11 protein-coding genes and 1 pseudogene are annotated in these 12,696 nt (G+C 70.6%); 9 read left to right on the top strand and 3 right to left on the bottom strand.

Annotation, left to right across the window (positions count from 1 at the left end):
• Positions 1 to 25: 25 nt before the first annotated feature.
• From macS to VET29_RS00745, 7 genes are all read left to right on the top strand, one after another.
• The gene (gene macS, locus VET29_RS00775; RefSeq protein WP_324913242.1) at positions 26 to 1,171 is read left to right on the top strand and encodes a MacS family sensor histidine kinase; all 1,146 of its coding nucleotides are present in this window, start codon (positions 26 to 28) and stop codon (positions 1,169 to 1,171) included.
• Positions 1,168 to 1,827, top strand: coding sequence for a response regulator transcription factor (locus tag VET29_RS00770; protein WP_324913241.1), 660 nt, complete (start codon positions 1,168 to 1,170; stop codon positions 1,825 to 1,827). Before macS ends, VET29_RS00770 begins: the two co-directional genes overlap by 4 nt.
• Positions 1,828 to 1,836: 9 nt before the next feature.
• Positions 1,837 to 3,129, top strand: coding sequence for a serine--tRNA ligase (gene serS, locus VET29_RS00765; RefSeq protein WP_324913239.1), 1,293 nt, complete (start codon positions 1,837 to 1,839; stop codon positions 3,127 to 3,129).
• Between the two features lie 5 nt (positions 3,130 to 3,134).
• Entirely contained in the window at positions 3,135 to 3,761 is a 627-nt protein-coding gene (locus tag VET29_RS00760; protein WP_324913237.1) for a DUF1707 domain-containing protein, read from the top strand.
• Between the two features lie 15 nt (positions 3,762 to 3,776).
• Positions 3,777 to 4,811 carry an L-threonine 3-dehydrogenase gene (gene tdh, locus VET29_RS00755; RefSeq protein WP_324913235.1) on the top strand — a complete coding sequence of 345 codons (1,035 nt, stop codon included), beginning with the start codon at positions 3,777 to 3,779 and terminating at the stop codon, positions 4,809 to 4,811.
• A 49-nt stretch (positions 4,812 to 4,860) separates the two neighbouring features.
• Entirely contained in the window at positions 4,861 to 6,039 is a 1,179-nt protein-coding gene (locus tag VET29_RS00750; protein WP_324913233.1) for a glycine C-acetyltransferase, read from the top strand.
• Positions 6,040 to 6,116: 77 nt separating this feature from the next.
• Complete coding sequence (locus VET29_RS00745) at positions 6,117 to 6,314, top strand: hypothetical protein (RefSeq protein WP_324913231.1); 198 nt, start codon at positions 6,117 to 6,119, stop codon at positions 6,312 to 6,314.
• Between the two features lie 191 nt (positions 6,315 to 6,505).
• Here VET29_RS00745 and leuS read toward each other — a convergent pair whose 3' ends face one another.
• The gene (leuS, locus tag VET29_RS00740; protein WP_324913230.1) at positions 6,506 to 9,346 is read right to left on the bottom strand and encodes a leucine--tRNA ligase; all 2,841 of its coding nucleotides are present in this window, start codon (positions 9,344 to 9,346) and stop codon (positions 6,506 to 6,508) included.
• 204 nt (positions 9,347 to 9,550) lie between these two features.
• Between leuS and VET29_RS00735 the strand changes: the two genes are divergently transcribed.
• Positions 9,551 to 9,997, top strand: coding sequence for an SdpI family protein (locus VET29_RS00735; protein ID WP_324913228.1), 447 nt, complete (start codon positions 9,551 to 9,553; stop codon positions 9,995 to 9,997).
• Here the strand turns inward: VET29_RS00735 and VET29_RS00730 are convergent.
• Positions 9,959 to 10,540, bottom strand: coding sequence for a YqgE/AlgH family protein (locus VET29_RS00730; RefSeq protein ID WP_324913226.1), 582 nt, complete (start codon positions 10,538 to 10,540; stop codon positions 9,959 to 9,961). The genes VET29_RS00735 and VET29_RS00730 overlap by 39 nt on opposite strands.
• A 490-nt stretch (positions 10,541 to 11,030) precedes the next feature.
• On the opposite strand from VET29_RS00730, the gene VET29_RS00725 reads away from it, so the two are divergent.
• Positions 11,031 to 12,326, top strand: coding sequence for an MFS transporter (locus VET29_RS00725; RefSeq protein WP_324913224.1), 1,296 nt, complete (start codon positions 11,031 to 11,033; stop codon positions 12,324 to 12,326).
• Here the strand turns inward: VET29_RS00725 and VET29_RS00720 are convergent.
• Positions 12,295 to 12,696 (bottom strand): annotated as a pseudogene (locus VET29_RS00720) (CCA tRNA nucleotidyltransferase); the annotation flags it as partial. The gene VET29_RS00725 and the pseudogene VET29_RS00720 sit on opposite strands and share 32 nt — an antisense overlap.

The following is a 12,696-nucleotide window of genomic DNA, read 5'->3' as shown; positions in this document are numbered from 1 at the left end:
CCCGTGAGCCGACGGCGTGAGCGGCGTGAGTGGTGGGGCCGTCGTTCGGCAGGGGCAGGACCCGACGCTCCCGTTCTGGCGGGCGGCGGTGATCCTGCGCATCCTGACCCTGCTGTTCGCGCTCGGCGTCGTCTACTACCACCGGACGTTCTACGAGCGGCCGTGGCTGGCGTTCGTCATGGGCGGCGTGATGATCGTGTGGACCGTGGTCGTGTCCATCCGGTACTGGCGGCCGGTCGGCGGGAACCTGCTCGCGTTCACGGTCGTCGACCTCGTGGTCTGCTGCGCGGTGATGACGTCCTCGCGCTGGGTCCTCACGTTCACCCAGCTCAAGGTCCAGGCGACACCGCTCGTCCCCACCATCTGGGTCACCGGTGCGGTGGCGGTCGGCGCGCTCCACGCGGGCGCGGTGGCCGGCGCCGCCTTCGGCGCGGTGGTGGCCGCCTTCAACTACGGGGTGCGCGGCTACTTCGACGTCGACCTGACCCGCGACATGATCCTGCTGGTCGGCATCGGGTTCGCGCTGGGCCTGGCCGCGTCCTCGCTGCGGCAGGCGCGGCGGTCCCAGGAACGGCTGGCCGAGGCGCTGCGGGTCGAGGCGGCGACGGCCGAGCGGGAACGGCTGGCCAGGTCCATCCACGACGGCGTGCTGCAGGTGCTCGCCCGCGTCCGCAGGCGGGGCGCGGAGCTGGGCGGCGAGGCGGCGGAGCTGGCGAAGCTGGCCGGTCAGCAGGAGGTCGCCCTGCGGGCGCTGGTGTCGAGCGCGCCGGCGGCCAGCGAGGAAGGCATGGCGGACCTCGGCGCGCGGCTGAAGGTCCTGGAGACCGACCGGGTGTCCGTGTCCGCGCCGGCCACCGCGGTGCTGGTGCCGGCCGAGACGGCGACGGAGCTAACGGCGGCGGTGCGCGAGGCGCTCATCAACGTGGAAAGGCACGCGGGAGCGGAGGCACGGGCGTGGGTGTTGCTCGAGGACCTCGGTTCGGAGATCGTGGTGAGCGTCCGTGACGACGGTGTCGGCATCGCACCGGAGCGGGTCGCCGAGGCTGAGCGGGAAGGGCGGATGGGGATCGCCAAGTCCCTGCGTGGCCGGGTCGCCGCACTCGGCGGCACCGTCAACCTGGAGACCGCACCGGGGGAGGGTGTCGAGTGGGAGCTTCGGGTGACCCGATGATTTCCGTGATGGTCGTGGACGACCACCCCATCTGGCGGGACGGGGTGGCACGAGACCTGTCCGAACGTGGCTTCGAGGTCAGGGCCACGGCCGGGGACGCGGGCGCGGCCGTGCGGATCGCGCGGACGGTGCGGCCTGACGTGGTGCTGATGGATCTCAACCTGGGCGCGGAGTCCGGGGTGAGCGCGACCGGGCAGATCACCGGCGAGCTGCCGGAGACCCGGGTGCTGGTGCTGTCCGCGTCCGGCGAGCACGCGGACGTGCTGGAGGCGGTCAAGGCGGGCGCGTCCGGCTACCTGCTGAAGTCCTCGTCGGTCGAGGACCTGGTGGACGCGGTGACCAGGACGGCCGCCGGCGACGCGGTGTTCACGGCCGGCCTCGCGGGTCTCGTGCTCGGCGAGTACCGGCGGATGGCGGCCGATCCCGAGCCGAGGGACGCACCGCGGCTCACCGACCGGGAGACCGACGTGCTCCGGCTGGTGGCGAAGGGCATGACCGCGCGGCAGATCGCCACGAGGCTGGTGCTCTCGCACCGGACCGTGGAGAACCACGTGCAGTCCACGCTGCGGAAACTCCAGCTGCACAACCGGGTCGAGCTGGCCCGCTACGCCATCGAGCACGGCCTCGACGCGGAACCCGATGGCGCCCCGCAATAGTCTGGACCCATGCATGACCCGCGGGTACTCCTCGATCCGGCCACGGACGCGGTGCGCAGGCTGGCGCGCCGCGGCTTCGCTCTCGACCTGCCCGCGCTGGAGAAGCTGTTCTCCCGGCGCACCGCGGTGATCGGGCAGACCGACGAGTCCCGCGCGGAGTCCAACCGGCTGGCCAGGGAGGTCGGCGCGGCCGCCAAGCGCGGCGAGGACGTGACCGAGGCGCGCGAGCGGGCCAAGGCGGTCAAGGTCCGCGTGCAGGAGCTGGAGGAGGAGCAGCGGACGCTGGCGGCCGAGCTGGAGGAGCTCCTGCTCGACGTCCCGAACCTGCCCAGCGACGACCTGCCCGACGGCAACACCGACGAGGACGCGGAGCTTGTCCGCACCTGGGGCGAGCCACCCACGTTCGACTTCGAGCCGGCCGACCACGTGACGATCGGCGAGAAGCTCGGCATCTTCGACTTCGCCAGGGCCACCAAGCTGTCGGGCCCGCGGTTCGCGGTCACGCGGGGTGCGGGCGCCCGGCTGGAGCGGGCCATCGCCGCGTTCCTCATCGACCTGCACACCGAGCGGCACGGCTACACCGAGTTCAACGTGCCGGTGATCGTCAACCGGCCGACCATGACCGGCACCGGCCAGCTGCCGAAGTTCGAGGCCGACCTGTTCAAGACCGGCGTGGCGGACCGGGAGCTGTACCTGATCCCGACCGCCGAGGTGCCACTGACCAACCTGCACGCCGGCGAGACGCTCGCCGCGGAGGACCTGCCGTTCGCCTACACCGCGAACACGCCGTGCTTCCGGTCGGAGGCCGGCTCGTACGGCAAGGACACCCGGGGGCTGATCCGGGTGCACCAGTTCCAGAAGATCGAGCTGGTGCGGTTCTGCACACCCGACCGGGCCGCCGCGGAGTTCGACCTGCTGCTGTCGCACGCCGAGACCGCGCTGCGGGAGCTGGGGCTGGCCTACCGGGTGGTGAAGCTGGCCGCCGGCGACATCGGGTTCTCCGCCGAGCGCACCTACGACCTCGAAGCGTGGCTGCCGGGTCAGCAGCGGTACCGGGAGATCTCCAGCGTGTCGGACTTCGGCGTGTTCCAGGCCCGGCGGGCCGGCATCCGGACCAAGGCCAAGGACGGCACGCGCGGTCTCGCGAACACACTGAACGGCTCGGGCCTTCCCATCGGGCGCACACTGGTGGCGGTGCTGGAGCAGAACCAGCAGGCGGACGGGTCGGTCCTGATCCCGCCCGCCCTGGTGCCGTACACCCGATTCAAGCGCGTCAACCCGGACGGTTCTGTGGGGGAGTGAGCGTCATGGCCGAGCAACCGGCACCCGTCGACCCGCGAGAGCTGCGTGTCTCCGACGCGGAGCGGACGCATGTGGTCAACCTGTTGCAGAAGGCCATCGGCCAGGGACTGCTGTCACTGGACGAGTTCACCGAGCGGACCGACCAGGCACTGGCGGCGAAGACGCGCGGCGAGCTGAACACGGTGCTGGTGGACCTGCCCGGGCTGACGCACACCGACCCGACGTCACCGGTGAGAACCCCGCCGGTGGAGCTGCGCGCGAACATGTCCACCATCAAGCGCGGCGGCGCCTGGGAGGTGCCGCGCGAGCTGATCATCCGCAATCGGCTCGGCTCGACCAAGCTGGACTTCTCCGAGGCACGGATCGAGCACGCGGAGGTGCGGATCAAGCTGGACGTGAGTGGCGGGACGGTGAAGCTCCAACTGCCCGAACGAGCGATGGTCGACACTAACGGCGTCCAGGTGATCGCCGGGACGGTGAAGGACCGGGTCGGCGGCACGAGCGGGCGGCCGAGGTTCGTGATCACCGGCCGGATCACCGCGGGCACACTGAAGATCCGCCGGTCCGGCTACGTTCGGATCGGCAACCTGGTGATTCGCTCGCCGTGGAAGATGGGCGTCGCGTCGGACTGACTCGGGAGGAAGTGCGTGAAGGCTCTGGTCAAGGGTGTGCAGGGTCCAGGGCTGGAGCTCACCGAGGTGCCCGACCCGGCGCCTGGCCCGGGTGACGTGCTGCTGCGGGTGCTGCGTACCGGCATCTGCGGCACGGACCTGCACATCGACGCCTGGGACGAGTGGGCGGCGAACACGATCAAGGCGCCGCTGGTGGTCGGGCACGAGTTCGTCGGCGAGGTCGTCGAGGTCGGGGCCGCCGTCACCAAGATCAGGGTCGGCGACCTGGTCAGCGGTGAGGGGCACCTGATCTGCGGGTTGTGCCGGAACTGCCGGGCCGGCCGGCGGCACCTGTGCGCGAACACGATCGGGTTGGGCGTGCACACGGACGGGGCGTTCGCCGAGTACACCGTGCTGCCCGAGCAGAACGCGTGGGTGCACAACTACCAGGTCGACCTGGACGTGGCGGCGATCTTCGACCCGTTCGGGAACGCGGTGCACACCGCGTTGCAGTTCCCCGTGCTGGGCGAGGACGTGCTGATCACCGGCGCCGGCCCGATCGGGTTGATGGCCGCCGCGGTCGCACGGCACGCCGGGGCGCGGCACGTGGTGATCACCGACGTGAGCGAGCCGCGGCTGGAGCTCGCCGCGAAGATGGGCGTGAGCCTGGCGCTGAACGTGTCCGGCACGAAGATCTCGGACGTCTACGGCGAGCTGCGCATGACCGAGGGCTTCGACGTGGGCATGGAGATGTCCGGACAGCCGTCGGCGCTGCGCGACATGATCGCGAACATGACCCACGGCGGCCGGATCGCGATGCTGGGGTTGCCCGCGACGGAGATCCCCATCGACTGGTCGAACGTCGTGCTCAAGATGCTGACGATCAAGGGCATCTACGGGCGGGAGATGTTCGAGACCTGGTACGCGATGTCGGTCCTGCTGCAGGCGGGGCTGGACATCTCGCCGGTGATCACCCACCGGTTCCCCTACACCGACCACGCCACCGCGTTCGCCACCGCGCGCGACGGCCGGTGCGGCAAGGTCATCTTGGACTGGACGGAGGCCTCATGAGCGAAGCTTGCGGAGCGAACGACCAACACCCAGCGGGCGAGGTGGCGTGATGTACGGCGCCATGCGGGAGCACCTGAGCAAGGAGCTGGCGGAGATCCGCTCGGCCGGGCTGTACAAGGCGGAACGGGTCATCTCGACACCGCAGAACGCCACGGTGCGGGTGGGTGCCGGCGACGAGGTGCTGAACTTCTGCGCCAACAACTACCTGGGGCTCGCCGACCACCCGGTGCTGGTCGCCGCCGCGAAGGAGGCGCTGGACCGCTGGGGCTTCGGCATGGCGTCGGTCCGGTTCATCTGCGGCACCCAGGAGCCGCACAAGGAGCTGGAGGCGGCGCTCTCCGCGTTCCTGGGCACCGAGGACACGATCCTCTACGGCTCGTGCTTCGACGCCAACGCGGGCCTGTTCGAGACACTGCTGGGCCCCGAGGACGCGGTGATCTCCGACGAGCTGAACCACGCGTCGGTGATCGACGGCATCCGGCTGTGCAAGGCACGCCGGCTGCGGTACCGGAACCGGGACATGGCCGACCTGGCACAGCGGCTCGAGGAGGCGGCCGACGCGCGGTACCGCCTGATCGCCACCGACGGCGTGTTCTCCATGGACGGTTACCTGGCGCCGCTGGACGAGATCTGCGCGCTGGCCGATCGCCACGACGCGCTGGTGATGGTGGACGACTCGCACGCGGTCGGGTTCGTCGGGCCGACCGGGCGGGGCACGCCGGAGCTGTTCGGCGTCGCCGACCGGGTGGACGTGGTCACGGGAACGCTCGGCAAGGCACTGGGCGGGGCGAGCGGCGGGTACACGTCCGGGCGCGCGGAGATCGTGGAGCTGCTGCGGCAGCGGTCGCGGCCGTACCTGTTCTCGAACTCGGTGGCGCCGTCGATCGTGGGTGCGGCGCTGGCCGGGCTGGAGCTGCTGTCGGCGTCGAGCGACCTGCTTGCTCGGCTGCGGGAGAACACCGCGCTGTTCCGGTCGCTCATGACGAAGGCCGGCTTCGACCTGCTGCCGGGCGAGCACCCGATCATCCCGGTGATGATCGGCGACGCGGCCGCGGCCGGCCGCATGGCGGACCTGCTGCTGGCACAGGGGATCTACGTGATCGGCTTCTCGTATCCGGTGGTGCCGCACGGGAAGGCGCGGATCCGCACGCAGATGTCCGCGGCCCACTCGACGGCCGACGTCGAGAGAGCCGTGGCCGCGTTCGTCGCGGCACGCTCCGCGATGTAGTCCGGATGGCCGCCGTCATACCTGGGGTGAACGTGCGTTCCTCAGACATGTCATCCGGGGGACCGGAATGGTTGTCGATGACGTTGATCAACGTCGTCCACTGGGACGACGGACAGCCGAGACCGGTGAGATGTCGCGTCGGCGTCGTGCGGATGCCGGAGAGCGGCGACCTGCAACTGGCGAGCCAGGTCGCGGGCGCGCCGATGTATCTCCTACCGCCGGGCGCGGCGGCGAAGATGATCGGTGCGCTACGGGAGGGCCTGAGTTCGCCGTAGGCCCTGCACGTGCAGATACGCTTCGCGATCATCCGAACACGACAACGGGGATTTCGTGCGCAAGTGCTAACGATTAGTTAGCACCGCCCGACCGGGGTGCCACAATGTTCGCGCGCGCCGCTGGCCTCGGTCGCGTAGCCCCCCGAGCGATCGATGCCAGCGGCGCGATCCAGTTTCCCCGTGGCACGGGGTCAGACGACCACGTTGACCAGCCGGCCGGGAACCACGATCACCTTCTTCGGCTCGCCCGTGATCAGCGCCGACACCTTCTCGTCGGCCAGGGCCGCGGTCCGCACCTCGTCCTGGGTCGCGGACGTCGGGACGGTGACGCGGGCGCGGACCTTGCCGTTGACCTGGATCGGGTACTCGATCGTGTCCTCGACCAGGTACTTCTCGTCGGCGGTCGGGAAGGGACCGTGGGCCAGGGACCGGTCGTGGCCCAGGCGGTCCCACATCTCCTCCGCGACGTGGGGGCACAGGGGCGCGACCATCAGCACCATGGCCTCCACCACCGACCGCGGCGCCGGCTTGTTGCCGTAGGTCTTGGTCACGTGGTTGTTCAGCTCGATCAGCTTCGCGCCGGCCGTGTTGAACCGCATGTTCGCGTAGTCGGCGTGCACCCCGGCGATCGCCTTGTGCAGTGCGCGCAGGGTCGCCTCGTCCGGCTCGTCGGAGCTGACGTTGACCGCACCCGTCTGTTCGTCCACCGCGTTGCGCCACATGCGCTGCAGGAACCGTTGGGCGCCGACGACGTCCTTGGTCGCCCACGGCCGGGACACGTCCATCGGGCCCATGGACATCTCGTAGAACCGGAACGTGTCCGCGCCGTACAGCTCACACATCTCGTCCGGCGTGACGACGTTCTTCAGGCTCTTGCCCATCTTCCCGTACTCCTGGCGGACCTCCTGGTCCTCCCAGTAGAACCTGCCGTTCCGCTCCACGACCTCCTCGGCCGGCACGTACACCCCGCGGGCGTCCGTGTACGCGTAGGCCTGGATGTAGCCCTGGTTGAACAGGCGGCGGTACGGCTCCTTCGCCGACACGTGCCCCAGGTCGAACAGCACCTTCTGCCAGAACCGCGAGTACAGCAGGTGCAGCACCGCGTGCTCGATCCCGCCGATGTACAGGTCGACGCCGCCCGGGTCCTGCTCGCCGTGGATCTCCGGGCGGGGGCCCAGCCAGTACCGCTCGTTCTCCGGCTCGCAGATGTTCTCGGTGTTGGTCGGGTCCACGTACCGCAGCTGGTACCAGCTCGAACCGGCCCACTGGGGCATCACGTTCGCGTCGCGGCGGTACTTCTTCGGCCCGTCGCCCAGGTCCAGCTCGACCTCGATCCACTCCGTCGCGCGCAGCAGCGGCGGGGACGGCTCCGAGCCGGCGTCCTCCGGGTCGAACGACGCCGGCGAGTAGTCCGCGATCTCGGGCAGCTCCACCGGCAGCAGGCGCTCGGGGATGGCGTGCGGCAGGTCGTCCTCGTCGAACACGATCGGGAACGGCTCGCCCCAGTAGCGCTGCCGGGCGAACAGCCAGTCGCGCAGCTTGTACTGCAGCTTTCCCTCGCCGTGGCCGTGCTGCTCCAGCCAGCCGATGATCGTCTTCTTGGCCTCGGCCACGTCCAGGCCGTCCAGGAAGCCCGAGTTGATCGCGACGCCCTCGCCCGTGAACGCCTCGCCGTCGAAGCCCTCGGTCGGCTGGACGGTCCGGATGATCGTCAGGCCGAAGACCTTCGCGAAGTCCCAGTCGCGCTGGTCCTGGCCGGGCACGGCCATGATCGCGCCGGTGCCGTAGCCCATCAGGACGTAGTCGGCGATGAACACCGGGATCCTGGTGCCGGTGGCCGGGTTCGTCGCGTGGACGCCAACGAAGACGCCGGTCTTCTCCTTGTTCTCCTGGCGGTCCAGCTCGGACTTGCGGGACGCGGCCAGCCGGTAGGCCGCGACGGCCTCGGCGGGCGTCGCGTGGCCGCCGGTCCAGCGTTCGTCGACATCGGCCGGCCAGGCCGCCGGCACGATCCGGTCCACCAGGTGATGCTCCGGCGCCAGGACCATGTACGTCGCGCCGAACACGGTGTCGGGCCGGGTGGTGAAGACCTCGATGGCGTCACCGCCCGTGACCGGGAACCGGATGTGCGCGCCCGACGAGCGGCCGATCCAGTTGCGCTGCATGGTCTTGACCTGGTCGGACCACTCCAGCAGATCCAGGTCGTCGATCAGGCGGTCGGAGTACGCGGTGATCCGCATCATCCACTGGCGCAGGTTCTTGCGGAACACGGGGAAGTTGCCGCGCTCGCTGCGACCGTCGGCCGTGACCTCCTCGTTGGCCAGCACCGTGCCCAGCCCCGGACACCAGTTGACCGGCGTCTCCGACAGGTACACCAGCCGGTGCGTGTCGATGATCCGCCGCTGCTCGACGCGGGTCAGCTCGCACCAGCCGCGACCGTCGGGCGTGCGACGCCTGTCCTGCGCGTACTCGGCCTCCAGCTCGCTGATCGGCCGGGCCCTGTCCTGCTCGGTGTCGTACCAGGAGTTGAAGATCTGCAGGAAGATCCACTGCGTCCAGCGGTAGAAGGTCAGGTCGGTGGTGCTGACGCGCCGGCGCTCGTCGTGGCCCAGGCCCAGCCTGCGGATCTGGGTCAGGTACCGGCTGATGTTCTCCTCGGTCGTCTTGCGCGGGTGCTGGCCGGTGCGCACCGCGTACTGCTCGGCGGGCAGGCCGAACGCGTCGAAGCCCATGGTGTGCAGCACGTTGCGCCCGGTCATGCGGTGGTACCGGGCGAACACGTCCGTGCCGATGAAACCCAGGGGGTGGCCGACGTGCAGGCCCGACCCGGACGGGTACGGGAACATGTCCTGCACGAACAGCTTGTCCTCCGGCACGTCGCCCTTCAGCGGGCCGGCCGGGTTGGGCGCCTCGAAGGTGCCGCGCTCCTGCCAGCGCTCCTGCCACCGCGCCTCGATGGAGTTGGCCAGCGCGGCCGTGTAGCGGTGTGCGGGCACTGCCGCTGGGTCGACGGCCGAGACTTGCTCACTCATCGTCGGGGGTCCTTCCGTGGTTGCTCTGCTCCGAACACAAAAAACCCCTCTGCCGCAGGGCACGAGGGGTTGCCGCACTGACCTCCTGAGGGTCGGTCAGCGCGGCCGGCTAAGGAGCAGGCGTCCGGCGCTCATACCACCAGTCTATCGCGGGCGACAACACCGTTCGTCCGGCCCCGAACCGGACGACATACGATCGTGCGCGTGTCACTCGTCGCGCTCGTGCCGCTGGTAGTCGGACTGCTCCTCGCCGCCGTCGGAACGCTCGGGTTCCTCGAACGGCTGCCGAGGAACCGGTTCGGTGGCGTCCGCACCCCGGCCACCCTGCGCGACGACGAGACGTTCCGGGTCGGCAACAAGGTCGCCGGCCTGCCGGTCGCGGTCGGCGGCGGGATCGGCGTCGTGGGCGGCGCGGTCGCGCTGACGCTGACCGGCGCGACCGCACTGGTGGTCGCGCTCGTCGCGCTCGCCGGCCTGGCGGTCATCGCGACGGCCGGGGGCGTGCTCGGGCACCGGGCCGCCGAGGCCATGCCAGAGCCCATGCCGCAGCCCGCGCCCGAGCTGCCGGCCGGTTGCGCGGGTTGCCAGTGCGGCGGCTGCGGGATCGCGAAGTCAGTTGGTGCGAACGTCGCCGGGGTGGGTGGCGAGTAGCGCCATCGGCATGCCCTGCCGCCGCAGGACGCGGCCCCACAGGTCGTGTTCGGTCGGGGCGAGCACGTCGGACGGCAGCGCCGGCACCACGATCCAGTCACCGCGTTCGATCTCGCCCGCCACCTGACCCACGTCCCAGCCCGCGTAGCCGGCGAACACCCGTAGGCCGCGGAACTTGGGGACCAGCATCTCGGGGTCGGCGTCCAGGTCCACCAGAGCCACCGGGCCACGCACGCCGATCAGGCCCTTGACCCCGGTCGCCTGCTCACCGGTACGCATGGCGGCCAGGCACAACGCGGTCTTCTGGTCGACCGGGCCGCCGACGAACACCGAGCCCGGGTTGGTCACGTGCGGGCCCCAGTTGGGCAGCACGTCATCGACCGGGACCTCACTCGGCCGGTTCAGCACCACCCCGAGGGTGCCCTCGCCCCGGTGGTCGATGACGAACACGACCGTGCGGCGGAAGTTGGCGTCGGTCAGGCTCGGCGCCGCCACGAGCAGCGTGCCCGGCTCGACTGCCGCGTCGGGAGCGTCGGATCGCACAGCCACATGATCCCATCCGGTCGTTCTGAATCCAGCAGGAGTTCACCACACGGGGAACAATCAGCGATACCTCCTCGTTGCAGCAGGTGGCTGGACATCACCGTGTCCCCCGGGCTCAACCAGAATCGCCTTCGCGGAATACCGTTCGGCAGGAGCCGCGTTGCGCCAACCGCCGTGAGGCGACCGGATGTCCGGCCTCCGCTCGGGGCGAGCTGTGTCCGCAGAAAGCGCGGACCAGCTCGCTCCGTTTGTTTTCTGGGGGCGCAACCCCCAGGCCCCGCCCGGCGGGCTCCGCCCCCGGGCCCCCGGTGCCCTGGCTGGGTCCGCGAGGACGGCTCGCCCCTGGACCGCCTGACGCCCTCCTGGGGACCCTTGAGCTTCTCCGCTCCGTGGTGGGGCTGGGTGGGGTGTCAAGTGGCGTTTCGGGATCTTTACATCGTTCGCCGTAGGCTGATTCTTTGTGAGTGAGACGGTGGAGAGATCTTCGCGTATGGGGGCTGACCCCCATCACGTTCGGATCGGGGCGCGGAGGCTCCTGGCTGTCGAGGGGTTTCGGCGGCTGTTGTTCAGCCGGTTCTCGTCGCAGTGGGGGGATGGGCTCTTTCAGACCGGGCTTGCTGGTGCTGTTGTGTTCAATCCGGAGCGGGCGGTGTCGCCACCGGAGATCGCGGCCGGGTTCGTCGTGCTGCTGCTGCCGTACTCGATTGTGGGGCCTTTTGCCGGTGCGTTGCTTGATCGGTGGGACCGGCGTCGTGTGCTGGTCGCCGCCAACGTGCTTCGTGGGACGTTGATCGTCGTGTCCGCCGGCTGTGTGGCCATCGGGGTGGACGGGTTTCCGATCCTGTTGCTCGCCCTCGTGGTGATCGGCATCAGCCGGTTCGTCGGCGCCGGGCTGTCCGCCGCGCTGCCGCATGTCGTGCCCGTGCCCAACCTCGTCGAGGCCAACGCGCTGTCCGTGACGCTCGGCGCGGTCATCTCCGTCATCGGCGCGGGCTGCGCGGTCGGGCTGCGTGCCCTGTTCGGCGAGGGCAACATCGGCTCCGGGCTCACCACCGTCGTCGCGGTCGTCGGGTCCGTGCTCGCCGCCTGGCTCGCCGGGCGGTTCGTCCGGGGCGCGCTCGGCCCGGACCGGGTCGTCGAGCCGGCGACCGCCGTCGCGGCGGTGGCCACCGGGTTGTTCGACGGCGGCCGGGTCGCGGCCCGCACACCCAGCGTCGCCGCCGGGTTCTGCGCGCTCATGGCGCACCGGGCGGCCTTCGGCATCTCGCTGCTGCTGACCGTGATCCTGATGCGCTACAGCTTCGCGGACTGGGGGCCGATCAAGGCCGGCCTGCCCGGACTCGGCGTGGTGCTCGGCGCGGGTGGCCTCGGCATCTTCCTCGCCGGGCTCACCACCGCGCGGCTGGTCACGGCGTTCGGCCGCAAGCGGACCGTGTTCGTCGCGCTCGGGGCCGCCGCGGCCACCCAGTTCGGGCTCGGCCTGCCCATGCTGCTGCCGACGACGCTGGTCGCCGCGTTCCTCATCGCCTACACGGGCCAGGTCGTCAAGCTGTGCGTCGACGCGGCCGTGCAACGCGACATCGGCGACGAGACCCGCGGCCGGGTGTTCGCCCTCTACGACATGCTGTTCAACATCACGCAAGCGCTTGCGGTGGCCATCGCGGCGACCGTGATCCCGGCCAACGGCGAGTCGGTGGGCCTGATCGTGGCCGCGACCATCCTCTACCTGGCCGGGATCAGCGGGTTCGAGCTGGTCAGTCGCCGGGCTCGGCAGGCGGGCCACTGACCCCCTCGGCCTCGGCCCACCTGCGCAGCTCCGCGACCGCCTCGTCGTGGTCCAGCGGGCCGCGGTCCAGGCGCAGCTCCTTCAGGTGCCGCCACGCCCTGCCGACCAGCGGCCCCGGCGGCAGGCCGAGCAGCCGCATGATCTCGTTGCCGTCCAGGTCCGGCCGCACCCGCGCCAGGTCCTCCTCGGCGGCGATGCGGCCGATCCTTGCCTCGAGGTCGTCGTAGGTGCGCTGCAGGGCGGCCGCCTTGCGCCGGTTGCGGGTGGTGCTGTCGGCGCGGACGAGCTTGTGCAGGCGGGACAGCAGCGGGCCGGCGTCGGTCACGTACCGGCGCACGGCCGAGTCCGTCCACTCGCCCTTGCCGTAGCC

It is taken from the genome of Actinophytocola sp. (genome assembly GCF_035634895.1).
Lineage (GTDB): Bacteria > Actinomycetota > Actinomycetes > Mycobacteriales > Pseudonocardiaceae > Actinophytocola.
The sequence above is the reverse complement of the archived record's forward strand: the minus strand, read 5'-3'. Positions and strand labels throughout refer to the sequence as shown.

Coding starts and splice junctions, on each gene's coding strand:
- VET29_RS00770 (WP_324913241.1), top strand. CDS start 1,168: ATGATTTCCGTGATGGTCGTGGACGACCACCCCATCTGGCGGGACGGG.
- serS (WP_324913239.1), top strand. CDS start 1,837: ATGCATGACCCGCGGGTACTCCTCGATCCGGCCACGGACGCGGTGCGC.
- VET29_RS00760 (WP_324913237.1), top strand. CDS start 3,135: ATGGCCGAGCAACCGGCACCCGTCGACCCGCGAGAGCTGCGTGTCTCC.
- VET29_RS00750 (WP_324913233.1), top strand. CDS start 4,861: ATGTACGGCGCCATGCGGGAGCACCTGAGCAAGGAGCTGGCGGAGATC.
- VET29_RS00745 (WP_324913231.1), top strand. CDS start 6,117: ATGACGTTGATCAACGTCGTCCACTGGGACGACGGACAGCCGAGACCG.
- leuS (WP_324913230.1), bottom strand. CDS start 9,346: ATGAGTGAGCAAGTCTCGGCCGTCGACCCAGCGGCAGTGCCCGCACAC.
- VET29_RS00725 (WP_324913224.1), top strand. CDS start 11,031: ATGGGGGCTGACCCCCATCACGTTCGGATCGGGGCGCGGAGGCTCCTG.